A 12,588-nucleotide genomic window follows, 5' to 3' on the forward strand; every position below is an offset into this window, starting at 1 on the left:
TTAAAACCATTGCAACCGTTTAAATGATTAATGCTATAAAAAGTAATTCTTCACGACCTTTCAGATAACTTTACAAATTTGATTGAAAGGGATACTTTTCCACATCGGGCAACTATTTTCGTTGAACTTCCATCTATTGAAAAGGAATTAGCAAATGGATCTTGAAAACCTTGTAAAGCGCTGTAAAAAGGGTAATAGCGCAGCTCAAAAAGAGTTGTTTGATCGCTATGGTGGTCTTTTTATGTCTATTTGCTGCCGGTATGTAAAAGATACTGACGAAGCTAAAGACGTTTTGCAGGAAGGTTTTGTCAAGATATTCCAAAAGATGAGCAGTTATGAAAGTACCGGTTCATTTGAAGGATGGATGAAGCGCACAGTAGTGAATACGTGTCTTGATCATTTGCGCAAGAACAAGAAGTTTGAGGCGAATGTTGACCTTGATAACGTCAGCTATCTCGAACCGATTAATGAAAAAGTGACGAGTCATTTGGCACATCAGGATTTGCTCAATTTAATCCAGGAATTGCCGGATGGATATCGCACAGTATTTAACATGTATGCGATTGAAGGCTATGCTCACAGGGAGATAGCCGATGAAATGGGGATTTCAGAAAACACCTCCAAATCGCAGTACAGGAAAGCAAAATTACAGTTACAGGAAGCAATTAAGAAACTAGAACATAGCTATTTAGATCGTGAAAAAACAGGATAACATAGCAGATTTTTTCAAGGAAAAGTTTGAAAAACACGAAATGCCGGTCGATGATTCGGTTTGGCAGGGAGTTCAATCAAAGATGAATGCCGGAACAGCCGGTGGTTCTTCAGCAGGACTGGGAAATGTGGGTGGCTGGATTGCTGCCGGAGTTGCAGTTGTTGGAGTTGCCGGGGCCGCATTTTATTTCTCTTCACAGTCAGATCCGGAATCAGTAAATAGCCAGCCGGTTGCACAAAATGAAGAGATGATTGACCAAAGTGAAACAAACGTTGGAAAATCTAAAAATTTTGAATTTGAGAATGAGCCGGTATCGACTCAGGATGGATCTGACCAAAAAGAAAAAGCAACGCAAAACAAAACCACTTCAGGCAATAGCGAGTCTGCTGATCAGGTAAAAAACAGTGATTCTGCCCAGGGATCTGACCAAAGCAGTGATTCGAATACCGGTAGTAGTTCAAATGAAACTGGAAGCGAGCAAAATGTTTCACCATCAGCTTCAGACAAAGTAGCTAACATCGGTAAAAGTGAGGCTGAAAAAGAAACGATCAAAGAAGCATTTAAATCAAAAATAAGTGCGAGTCCGCTCAGTGGTGCTGCACCGCTCACCGTTTCGTTGAGTTCTTCAGAGTCGTTGAAGCGTGCACGCTGGGATTTTGGTGATGGATCAGATCCGGTTGAAAATACTGAAGCTGATTACACCTATGATGAGCCGGGAAGTTACACGGTAACGCTTTTGGGAGAAGACGCCAATGGAAAAGTGTTCATGGATAAGATTAAGGTAAATGTAAAGCAGCCTGAAAAAGAGGTCAAAGATGTTCCGGCTTCATCCATTGAAGTTGGTAATTTCATCACACCAAACGGAGATAACATTAATGATGAATTTGTGGTGAAAACGGAGAATATTCAGGAGTTTAATATCGTGATTCTCAGTAAAGCCGGTTCAGTGGTTTTTGAATCGAACTCGCCTGAGTTGAGGTGGAAAGGAACTGAAAACAGCGGTAATGTTTGTCCTGAGGGCATTTATTACTATCAGATCACAGCTCGTGGTGAAGATGGAAAACTCTACGCTCCTAAAGGCTTTATTGAATTGAGACGTTAAGTCTATTCTTCAATTATGAGGCTGATTTTATCGAATTTGTTTTCGGTATATCGGCCTGTAGTTTTAAAAATGACTTTACCATTTGGATCGAGGATGAGGATGTAAAACTCATCCTTATCTTTTATATCAATAGCGTCTTTAAAATCTCTGAAACTTCCTTTATGTAGGAGCACATAAGGATAAAAATCGTTTTCAGTTGCCTTTTTAATCATCTTTTCAGCTTTGCGAGAAGCTGCTCTTTTAGCTCCTGTAAAAGCCACCAGCATCCTGGAGTTTACATCATAGATCATAGCTCCCAGTCCAGATTTGTCGATGAATTGCTTGTAAACAGGTTCAATCCACGTAGCCATGTCTTCCTGCGCTTTTTGTGAAAAGGCGATTCCAAGTACCGTACTTTTCTCAGGCAGATCTGAGGGTAACATCACCTTTTTACCGTTGAGGTTTTCCGTTTGAATATTAGGGAATTGTTGTGCGAATACTGTTAGCGGGAGAATTGTCAATGCTAGAATAATTGTTCGTATCATGGGCTGGTTGTTTCACTTTCTTTTTTCTTGCGGGTTTCAATAGCTTTTTGTTGTTCTTTGATGTGCATGATGGCGTGTCGTAAATCAACTTTTCGGTTGTAATTAAACGCAGCAACAAAAGCGTCTTTTACACCTAAATCCTGTACGAGTTCCTTGTAGAAAGAGGCCTCTTCGTAAGTGTCAAATGACCCAACGGTCATGATCGTTAAGTCGTTGACCTGCGTTTCTGAAATACTGTCAAGTTTGAGGTAGATTTCCATCAGGTGGTCGGGGATAGTATCTCCTCTAAATGCTCCAATTTGCACTCTGAAATCGATCTTTCCCACAATCTTTTTATTTACGTTGTCCTGATCGATCGTGATAACCTGCTCACTGAATTTTTGCTTGTCTTTCACGTTTACGAGAAAAGCATCGTTGTATCCTTTTTTCTGTATGAGTTTCAGGAGTCGCTCAGCTTGCGACTTAAACATAAAGTGCCCGATGATATAGCGGTAAACACCGTTGTTGTCCATGTACACTTCAATGTTTCTCAAACCCGGGAATTCATACGTGTAAACAGGATCGAGAACAGCAGCTACCTGAATTCCCCACTCGGTTCCCTTGTAAGTGTATTGAACATTTTTGGTTCCTATGATGTGTTTTTGCTCAGGATATTTATACGGCTTTGGTTCGTCTTTTTTGACCGGCTTTTCTTCCTGTACGATTTGCTCTTCAGGCTCAGCCTCAGGTTCTTTTGGTTTGCAATTCCTGAAGAGTTCCTGCGCATCAACCAAATACCATTCGTTTTCGTAGCTATAAACCGTGTAAAATTGGTTGAGAGCATCGAGGGTTTTGTCGCAATCGCCATTTTTGCTATAAGCCATCAATAAATAGTAATAGGCGTATTCTGATACTCGTTTTTCGGTGGGATCAGTTTTTTTGTAATTGGGTGAGTAAGCTTTAATTGAAGATTTTAACAGCTCTATAGCTTTTGGTAATTGCTCCCCCTGCCTGGCATAAGCCTGTCCCAAAAGATATGTCACATTCTTATTGTCTTCATCTTCCTGATGGAGCGTTTTAAAATTTTCTTCAGCTAATTGCAGCTTGTTGTTACTCAAATGAAGAATACCTTTTTTAAAAGTTTCGCTGAATTCTTCATCGGTCATTCGCTGAGCAGTAACGGTCAGAGCCAAAAATGCTCCTGCCAAAACGAGTGCTATTTTTTTCATTATCACAGTGTGTTGAGAATACAGTTGAAAAGTATTGTATTCGGTTAGTGAAATCAGGCAGATTGAAAAATGTTTTTAACAGTACTATGAGGAATACCCTGCTAAATCTGAAAGCGGTTGCTTTGTGGGGATAAAAAGCCCTTTTCCTTTAGCGATGACCTGCTCATTTTCATCGATGACTTTTGATTCAGCTGTTAGCATTCTCCCGGATGAATCAATCAGTTCTCCAATTGCTTTATAACGACCAACAGGAGCCGGATTTTTGAATTTTATGTCATAAGATGCTGTAACGAGAAAAAATTCAGTTTGAGATGTGGCTGCAGCGAAATAAGCCGCATCATCGAGCAATTTGAAAATGACTGAGCCATGGGCAAAATTGCCAGCGTGACATTGGCTCTGACCGATAAACTGCTCAATAGTTGTGCGTTTTTCAGAGATTGAAATTGTTGGATTTAACGCTTCATTGATAGGGGCAGCATAGTAAAGGTTTTCAAGTTTTTTTAGATGATCCTGCTTCATAGGCTATTTTGAAATGTAAAACTTGAAAGTTGCTCCTTCCCCTTCTTTAGAGTGCACTTCAATAGAACCACCAAGTGAGGTAACGAGTTTTTTAACGGTAGCTAAACCAATGCCGTTTCCTGAATCATCATTGGTGTCATTGACACGGTGGAAAATATTAAAGATTTTTTTCTGGTGGCTTTCCGGTATGCCCGGTCCATTATCACTTACTTCAAAAAGGTACTCACCAGGATTTTCAGTGATGTTGATAACGATTTTTGTTGTCTCCTTATCGTTATACTTGATAGAATTACCTATCAAGTTGAGTAGGATTTGCTGTAGTGCAATTTTGTTTGTGAAAAGGACATCTGGGTTAGAGTTGAATTTTATTTTAGACTTATCATCATCTAAATAAAAGTTCAAAATATCATTTTTAAACTGTGAAACAGGTAATTCTTCCCTTTCTGTTTTCAAGTAGTTATCGGCTTTGCTGTATTCCAGTAAACCGTTAACAAGATCGATTAGTTTTTGTGAAGAATCTTCAATGTAATGAACCATTTCTAAAGTATCATCATCCATTGAATTTCCTTTTGAAGAAGCAATCATTGATGAAAGCGAGAAAATATTGTTGAGTGGTGATTTTATATCGTGAGCAGCGATGTAAGCAAACCTTTCGAGTTCTTCATTTTTAGATTTTAAAGAACGCATTGAATTTTCTAATTCTACCTGGTTTTTCCTCAACTTTAGCAGGTTGATCACCTGTTTAGCCAAAGCCTTGAGTGTTGAGATCTGACTATCGCTGAGTTTTTTAGGTTTTTCATCGATGACACAAAGGGTGCCAAGCGGGATTCCTTTCTCTGATGTGAGCGGTACACCTGCATAAAATACAATGTTAGTTTCACCTTTGACTAAAGGGTTTTTTTTAAACTCTTCATCAACTCTGGCATCGGTAACAATGTACATTTCATCTTTATCTTCAATTGCGTGATGGCAAAAAGAATGTTCAATGGGAGTTTCTTTAAGATCTGTTCCATGATGAGACTTGAACCACTGCCTGTTTTCATCTAATAGACTTATGAGTGAAATTTTGGTGTTGCAAATTTGAGAAGCAATTCTGGTTATGTTATCGTAGTCTTCTTCAGGAAGTGTATCGAGGATTGAGTATTTTTTTAATTCTTCAGCTCTTCTATGATCATTTTCGTCTTGGTCTTTTGTCATTATGTTTATTTCTCGCGGTAAAGTTTGGTTATTAACAGGTTGAAATTACTCAAAAAACTGTACCTGTCCAAATGATTAGCAATATAGGTTGACGAATATAAATATCACTATTTATGAAATTAAATTTTGGCGATAATAAATAAACGAAACAAAATAAGGGTCTATATGTTTTTCAGAGCCCTGTCGATTTTACGTTTGTCGTCTTTTCGTTTGATGGATTCGCGTTTATCGTAAATCTTTTTCCCTTTAGCTAACGCAATATTGAGCTTTGCAAAACCTTTATCGCTAATGAATAAACGAGTAGGAACAATGGTGAAACCTTTTTCATTCACCTTTTTCTTCATCTTGTCGAGTTCCCGTCTGTTGAGGAGAAGTTTTCTCTTGCGTGTTGGCTCGTGGTTGCTAAAACTCGCATTTTCATATTCAGTGATGTGCATGTTGTAGATGAAGAGCTCATCATTCTCAAATGTGCAATATCCTTCTTTAATACTGGCTTTTCCTTCACGAATCGATTTTATTTCAGTGCCCAGCAGTTTCAACCCGGCAGTGAATTTTTCGACAAACTCATATTCGAACTTCGCCTTTTTATTTTGGATATTGATCTTTTTCATTAACGTGTTAACTTTTTGATGTAAAGGTTTTTAGCAACCTGGTGAGAGATGGTTTTTCTGGTCGTCATATTAATCGTAATGGTGACACTCCCGTCATAACCGGTTACCTCTTCAACTTTAATGGATTTACCCAAAGTGAGTTGGCTGTTATCCAAAAACTGCAAAAACTCAGAGCTTGTATCCTTTAACCCGATGATCATCCCGACTTGTCCTTCAACTAAATCGGCAATGGTGATGTCTTTGTGGTGTTCGATGTTTCCATTTGCATCCGGGATTGGGTCACCGTGCGGATCATGAGTGGGTTTGTTCAAAAAGTCATCCAGTCTGTTGATGAGTTTATCAGAGTGAATATGTTCTAATTCTTCAGCTATTTCGTGTACTTCATCCCATTTGAAGTTCAGTTTTTCAACCAGGAATACTTCCCAAAGCCGGTGTTTTCGAATGGTCTTAATCGCCATTAAACGACCTGCTTCAGTAATCGTTATTGGTTGGTAAGGTTTGTAGTTGACCATTTCTTTTTTGGCCAGCCGCTTTAGCATATCAGTAACTGAGGAGGCTTTGGTTTCCACGTAGTGTGAAATTTCGTTCGTACTGGTGCCACTCTCACTTTGTCTATTCAAGCGGTAAATAGCTTTTAAATAATTTTCTTCAGCGTATGAAAGCTTCATGAACTCGGTGTATTTACGCAAATATACGTTATGGTCAGAACCTAAAAAGCAAAACGGTCAAATACTCAAAATCACTCCTTCGGTAAAATAGCCATTGTAAGTCGGCTAATGCAAATGAGTTTTCCCTCATCATTGGTAATTTTAATCTCCCACAAATGACTTCTTCTACCAATATGAATAGGAGTAGCTGTTCCATTTGCAAAGCCTTTTACTCCGGGCCTGATGTGTGACGCATTCACGTTTTGCCCAACAGCGTAAAACCGGCTCTGATCGATAATGAGATTGCTGGCAATGCTACCCAATCCCTCGGCTAAAACGACTGATGCTCCACCGTGTAGAATGCCGGCCGGCTGTTTTGTGCGGTGATCTATGGGCATTTTACCTGAAATACTGTTATCTGTCAACTCAGTTACTTCAATGCCTATTAACTCGTGTATAGTGTTTGACTCGATACCTTTTAAGTCTTCGAGGTTTATGTTGTTTTTAAACCAAATGCTCATGGAACTTATGTGTTTTATTGACGTAAAATTATATATGATTTTTTATATGTGATTTGGGTTACTGTACAAATGTTTATCCCAAACTACTTTTGTACACAAATTTAAACGAGATATTTATGGCTACTAGCAAATTGACAAAAGAAGGTTTTAAAGAAAAGTTTTTCGATTATACAAAAACGCAGGAATGGGAATACAACGGTGAAAGACCTGCTGTTATAGATTTTTATGCAGACTGGTGCGGGCCGTGTAAAGCAGTAGCACCAATTTTTGAAGAATTATCAGAAGATTACAAGGGAAAAGTTGACATCTACAAAGTTGATACTGAAGTAGAGCAGGAGCTGGCTTCAATTTTCGGAATCCGCTCAATCCCGAGTATTCTCTTCGTTCCGATGGAAGGTCAGCCGATGATGCAGGCAGGAGCATTACCAAAAGAGACTCTTGTAGAAGTCATCGAAAAAGAGCTCTTAGTTAAAGAAAAAGCTTAAAAAGATTAGAGGGGGCGCTCAAATTTTGATTTGATTAGGTTAGTGGATTAGTGGTTTATGTGTTTGGTTGAGTGCTCCCTTTTTAGATTTTGACAATTGCTCTAATCTGCAAATTCAAACCTCCCAGCCTGGAAGGAACCACGACACTCTCAAGGTGTTGGCTCAAAGCTTGCAAGGTGATTTTATCAGTTGAGTATTCCACACTTGTTCCTATGTTAAAGTTGCTGTAACCTCCGGCACCAAGGATTCCACCCAATTTCCATTTTTCATTCAAAAAATACTTTGATTCTACGTAGAAGTAAGGTTTTTGGCTTGCGTTAAATCTGGCCTGAAATCCGGCTTTTACATCAAAACGTTCAAATTGCTGATACAAATTAACTCTGAACCAGCCGGGCAACATTACATTGTAACCGGTTGTGTCTTTTTTCTGCAAAATATCATCAGCGACTGAATCAGGACCGATAAAAGTGTAGCTGGTATCAAAGGGTAAAATTACATTTCCCAGTTGCGTTCCTTTAAAGCTGTATAGCGTGTCGATTTCTTGTTTACGAGAATTTCCATCAAAAGCTATGAAACCTATGTCGTTCAGAGCCACACTCAGCCGGCCGTTTTGGCTCTGACCGAGCGCTAATTCCCAGTCGTGCTGTATGTCGATGGATGCTCCATAGCCATTTGATTTGGCAAAACCCTTGTTTTCAGGGTCAGTCTGGTAGATTGCGCCTCCTCCATTAAACCTGATTTCATCTCCGTAAGCTGAGCTGTATAGAGTAAGGTAATCCATTTGAGCAGATTGGTACTGCTCACCATTGAGGAATGATGCTGAGAGGTGAAATGATTTACCAGGTTTGTATTTCCAGGAAATACCGGCTCTTATTTGTTGATAACGAAGCATTGAAAAAGAAAAATCGCTCATATCGATTTCCTCTCCTGCAAATTGTTTGTTTCCATCAATCAATAACTTAAAAGCGTTTCCGCTGAATGATGCATTTGCGTGTTGCCTGTCATGAACACCAAAGTGATAAGTGATTTTATTTTGATTATCAGGTTTTAAATGAACAGAAAAACCGGTATTAAAATCAAGTCCTAACCTGTTTTTATGGCTTGTGTTTTTCAACATCATTTCCTGGGTTGAAGATGAAATTTTACCACCCGAAATAAATCCGTATAAAAACTGGTTTGAGATAGCGTTTGATGAAGCGTATAATTCAGTGTTGAACTCAATTGCAAGTTTATTGTCATCTAGCTGAGGAGCAGCATCAAAATAACGGGTTTGCGCTACGGTACAAACACTCCACAATACTGAAATTGCTATGATCCAAATTCTCATAAATCAGCTTCGAGTTGATAGTTGAAGTCGCCTACAAGCTTGATGTTGAGGTCGTAGTTGTCGTAAAAGGTAAGTGAGTCTGGCTGGTTTGTCGTGTTCAGCTTCGCGTTGAACCAAATTTTAGAAGCTTCATACAAGTTGTCGATTTTTTGTGGCGTTAGCGGCACGCGGATTGTACTTTCACTTCTGTTGGTAACGCGGTTCTGATCGTTATTGATAATTCCACCAGACAAATAACCCAAATCCTCTGTAAATAATGAGTCCACAATCGTGTTGGTAGAATCCATGAAATATCCCTGTAGTTCACCTTCAATAGGGTAGAGGTTGAAGCAATGAACCAGTAAATATCCGCCATTTATCCGTTTTGTGTCTTCTTTCGAATCGCTGTCGATCGAAAACTCAGTAGTATCCTGAAAAATGAGGTTCTGAGCATTAAACCTGAGCGGGATTTCAGCATCGATGTTCATTTCAAATCCGGTTCCAAAATACGCGAAGTCATTGCCGCTCGAAATATTTCCAAGCGGATTGAGCTCTACTTCACCAACAAGCTTAAACTCTTTTGGCAGTACACCTATGAACTCGGGCAGATTACTGTTTTGTTCATTAATAACTGCATTGTAATTGCTCGGTCTAATTGGTGGATAGCCACTCCCGCTCTCAAGTGAGCGACTCAGTTTTACATTATTTTGTGTTACAAAGTGATCGAGATTGACAGATTGTCCTGTGTTGGTGTTAGCTCCTGCAACTGTTTTTAGATCTACTCCAAAATCAACTCCGGCTTCATTTTTTATGCGAAGGTTGAGTCTTCCTTCGGCCGGACTAAGCAAGCCACTCTTAAAGTTTTTGAAAATATCAGTTTCTGTAGTTTCATCAATTTCAAATGTGCGGTTGCCAAAATAGCCTTTTGCATATTCCGGCAGAATGCCCGTAAATGTTGATGTCAGTGATGCAAAATCAGCAGGCGTGATCGTAATCGGGTTGCCAAAAGGAGCCGTCCTTATCTCGTAAACACCGTAAAACGTGTTCGTTGTATTGTTGTCTTTACCTGTTAAATCAATCGTATAATCTGATATATCGAGTCTTCTCGTTTCAGTAGTGGGGTTTTGTTGAGTTCCGGCACTCAGCGTATCAATGAATGAAAAAGGAACTCCATTTTTTGTAGCATTTGGAATATCATAAGTGAAAATAGTGGGCGTATTCATTGTCGATTGTAACTCGAGTTCGATGATTCCTTCTCTCACAACTGCAAATCTAAGCTGAGCATTATCAGCATTTAAGTTGTTTTCAATAGTGTCAGCCATAAAAACCTGACCGGGCGATAAATTCACTTGCCCAATAGGGATGCTGAAGCTCTCAGTTCTCGAAGTATCAGGGATTTTGATGAGCGAATCGATTTTGTATTCGAATAAGTTACTCTTGTAAACCAGTGTTATTTCCTGGTCAGATCCTATTTCTTTTAGCGAATCAGCAATAGCATCCTGAATGCGTAAATTAGCTGAAGCAAGTGGCACATAGCCATCCACGTCCCAGGACGGAGCATCTAGTTCACGTCTGCAATTGGTCAGAGCCAAAAGAATAATTGCAACATACAAGCTAATTCTCAGCATGTCGCTAAAGTAATCATTTTGTTAGTGTATTGCCCGGTGTTGAGTGAAAACTCTAAATGTACCGGGCTCAATTCCCAAAAACGTTACCTTTGCGGCCTCAAAAAATCTCGATATATGGCTATAAAAATACTCAACATGAATTCAGAGCTGGGTGCCGGAACTCGTGGAGCCAGCCTCGGAACAGCAGCAGTGAAAATCGCATCACTGAACAAGCGAAGTGATTACTTCAAAAAACACCCAATGAAGGTGCTTCCGGATCTGAATGATGAACTAGTCAATGGTACCAATACGCCTTATGCCAAAAACATTGAGCATATTGCCAGGATATATGAAACCACAGCCGATGCTGTAAAAGCAACAATTGACGGAGGTGAATTTCCGGTTGTTTTGAGTGGAGACCACTCTACCGCAGGTGCTTCAATAGCCGGACTCAAAATGGCTCATCCTGATAAGCGTGTTGGTGTAGTTTGGGTTGATGCTCACGGAGACCTTCACTCACCTTATTCCTCACCATCAGGTAATGTACACGGGATGCCACTCGCAACAGCGCTGGGTCACGACAATGAAGAGCGCAAGATCAATGACATCGATGAAGAAACAAAGAAGTACTGGGAACAATTGAAAAATGTGGGTGGAATTTGCCCCAAGTTCAATCCAGAGGATCTCGTTTTCTTTGGTGTTCGCGATACTGAAGAACCCGAAGACTTTATCATGAAAAAGCACAACATTCCTAACTACAGAGTTGAGGAAGTTCGCTACAGAGGATTGGATACCTGTGTTGATGAAGCCATCGAAAAATTGCGTCATTGTGATATAATCTACATAACTTTCGATGTAGATAGCATGGATTGTGATCTCATTTCAAAAGGAACAGGTACGCCAGTCAGCAAAGGATTTGACGACAAAGAAGTAACTCACATCATGAAAAAGTTCATCGAAACTGGAAAAGTAGGTTGTTTTGAAATGGTTGAAGTGAACCCAACACTCGATGAAAAACAAAATAAAATGGCCGAAACAGCTTTTGATGTTCTAGAAGAATTAACACCAGCAATCGAAAATAACTTATAATGCAAGCGCTTCTCGATCAACTACACACCACGTTGGTAAAGGGTTTTGAAGAACTCTACGGATCAAAACCTGATGAAAAACAAATTCAAATTCAAAAGACCAGAAAAGAATTTGAGGGTGATTTTACACTCAATGTTTTTCCCTTCTTGCGCATTACGCGTTCAAAGCCTGAGGATACTGCGCAAAAGCTCGGTGATTACCTTCGGGACAATATTGAGGAAATCAAAGATTACAATGTGATCAAAGGTTTTTTGAATCTGTCGCTCAGTGAAAACTTCTGGAGGAATACGCTTAAAAGCGCTATCGAGAATGAGCGTTTCGGACTCAAAGAAAACTCGGGCAGAACCGTTTTGGTTGAGTTTGCTTCTCCTAACACAAACAAACCGCTTCACCTGGGGCACTTGCGTAATATTTTTCTTGGCTATTCCGTGAGCAAGATACTCAAAGCAAACGGACATGATGTTGTCAATACACAAATCATCAATGACCGCGGAATTCATATTTGCAAGAGCATGGTTGCGTGGAAGGAATACGGTAATGGTCAGACCCCTGAAGAAGCCGGCCAAAAGGGCGATCACTTTGTGGGCGACTACTACGTGAAGTTTGATCAGGTTTATAAAGAGGAAATTAAAGAACTTGTTTCTCAGGGAGTTACTGAAGATGACGCAAAAGAACAGGCTCCCATTATGAAGCAAGCCCGTGAAACGCTTTCAAAGTGGGAGCAGGGCGATGAAGAAACTGTAGCCTTGTGGGAGAGGATGAACAACTGGGTTTACCAGGGTTTTGATGTTACCTACAACACCATGGGAGTTGATTTTGATAAGCTGTACTATGAATCAGAAACTTACCTTAAGGGAAGAGATGTTGTGAAGAAAGGGCTCAAAGAGGGGAATTTCTTTGAAAAAGACAACGGCTCAATTTGGGTGGATCTGACTGGAGAGGGTTTAGATGAAAAACTATTACTCCGTGCTGATGGAACTGCTGTCTATATGACGCAGGATATCGGTACGGCTATTCAGCGTTCTGAGGATTTACCCAGGATGCATCAAATGGTTTACAC

Annotated in this window: 14 protein-coding genes; 5 read left to right on the forward strand and 9 right to left on the reverse strand. The window is 39.8% G+C overall.

Annotated elements, in window-relative coordinates; all coding sequences use genetic code 11:
* Positions 1 to 154 precede the first annotated feature (154 nt).
* A complete protein-coding gene (locus RI557_RS04630; protein ID WP_310682452.1) occupies positions 155 to 712 on the forward strand; it encodes an RNA polymerase sigma factor in 558 nt (185 codons plus the stop codon).
* Entirely contained in the window at positions 696 to 1,814 is a 1,119-nt protein-coding gene (locus RI557_RS04635) for a gliding motility-associated C-terminal domain-containing protein (RefSeq protein ID WP_310682454.1), read from the forward strand. Before RI557_RS04630 ends, RI557_RS04635 begins: the two co-directional genes overlap by 17 nt.
* A 2-nt stretch (positions 1,815 to 1,816) precedes the next feature.
* Here RI557_RS04635 and RI557_RS04640 read toward each other — a convergent pair whose 3' ends face one another.
* From RI557_RS04640 to RI557_RS04670, 7 genes are all read right to left on the reverse strand, one after another.
* Complete coding sequence (locus RI557_RS04640) at positions 1,817 to 2,338, reverse strand: hypothetical protein (RefSeq protein WP_310682456.1); 522 nt, start codon at positions 2,336 to 2,338, stop codon at positions 1,817 to 1,819.
* Positions 2,335 to 3,546 (reverse strand): hypothetical protein, encoded by a 1,212-nt coding sequence (locus tag RI557_RS04645; RefSeq protein ID WP_310668231.1) that lies wholly within the window; start codon positions 3,544 to 3,546, stop codon positions 2,335 to 2,337. The genes RI557_RS04640 and RI557_RS04645 overlap by 4 nt, the downstream gene beginning before the upstream one ends.
* A gap of 84 nt (positions 3,547 to 3,630) precedes the next feature.
* Complete coding sequence (locus RI557_RS04650; protein WP_310682458.1) at positions 3,631 to 4,065, reverse strand: PaaI family thioesterase; 435 nt, start codon at positions 4,063 to 4,065, stop codon at positions 3,631 to 3,633.
* Positions 4,066 to 4,068: 3 nt separating this feature from the next.
* Positions 4,069 to 5,262 (reverse strand): GAF domain-containing sensor histidine kinase, encoded by a 1,194-nt coding sequence (locus RI557_RS04655; protein WP_310682460.1) that lies wholly within the window; start codon positions 5,260 to 5,262, stop codon positions 4,069 to 4,071.
* A 161-nt stretch (positions 5,263 to 5,423) separates the two neighbouring features.
* Positions 5,424 to 5,873 (reverse strand): SsrA-binding protein SmpB, encoded by a 450-nt coding sequence (gene smpB, locus RI557_RS04660; RefSeq protein WP_310668228.1) that lies wholly within the window; start codon positions 5,871 to 5,873, stop codon positions 5,424 to 5,426.
* The gene (locus RI557_RS04665) at positions 5,873 to 6,541 is read right to left on the reverse strand and encodes a metal-dependent transcriptional regulator (protein WP_310668227.1); all 669 of its coding nucleotides are present in this window, start codon (positions 6,539 to 6,541) and stop codon (positions 5,873 to 5,875) included. The genes smpB and RI557_RS04665 overlap by 1 nt, the downstream gene beginning before the upstream one ends.
* Positions 6,542 to 6,612: 71 nt before the next feature.
* The gene (locus tag RI557_RS04670) at positions 6,613 to 7,041 is read right to left on the reverse strand and encodes a hotdog fold thioesterase (protein WP_310682467.1); all 429 of its coding nucleotides are present in this window, start codon (positions 7,039 to 7,041) and stop codon (positions 6,613 to 6,615) included.
* Between the two features lie 116 nt (positions 7,042 to 7,157).
* On the opposite strand from RI557_RS04670, the gene trxA reads away from it, so the two are divergent.
* Positions 7,158 to 7,526, forward strand: coding sequence for a thioredoxin (trxA, locus tag RI557_RS04675; protein ID WP_310682469.1), 369 nt, complete (start codon positions 7,158 to 7,160; stop codon positions 7,524 to 7,526).
* Between the two features lie 82 nt (positions 7,527 to 7,608).
* On the opposite strand, the gene RI557_RS04680 is transcribed toward trxA, so the two are convergent.
* Positions 7,609 to 8,853: a DUF5723 family protein gene (locus tag RI557_RS04680; RefSeq protein ID WP_310668224.1), complete on the reverse strand. Its 1,245-nt coding sequence runs from the start codon at positions 8,851 to 8,853 to the stop codon at positions 7,609 to 7,611.
* The gene (locus RI557_RS04685) at positions 8,850 to 10,460 is read right to left on the reverse strand and encodes a hypothetical protein (RefSeq protein WP_310682471.1); all 1,611 of its coding nucleotides are present in this window, start codon (positions 10,458 to 10,460) and stop codon (positions 8,850 to 8,852) included. The genes RI557_RS04680 and RI557_RS04685 overlap by 4 nt, the downstream gene beginning before the upstream one ends.
* A gap of 114 nt (positions 10,461 to 10,574) precedes the next feature.
* Between RI557_RS04685 and RI557_RS04690 the strand changes: the two genes are divergently transcribed.
* On the forward strand, positions 10,575 to 11,528 hold the full coding sequence (locus RI557_RS04690; protein WP_310668222.1) for an arginase: 954 nt from the start codon (positions 10,575 to 10,577) through the stop codon (positions 11,526 to 11,528).
* The coding region (gene argS, locus RI557_RS04695) for an arginine--tRNA ligase (RefSeq protein WP_310682473.1) at positions 11,528 to 12,588 on the forward strand (1,061 nt) is incomplete at its 3' end. The genes RI557_RS04690 and argS, both read left to right, overlap by 1 nt.

Origin of the sequence: Salibacter sp. (assembly GCF_031581065.1) — a bacterium.
In the GTDB taxonomy this organism is placed as follows: Bacteria; Bacteroidota; Bacteroidia; order Flavobacteriales_G; family Salibacteraceae; genus Salibacter.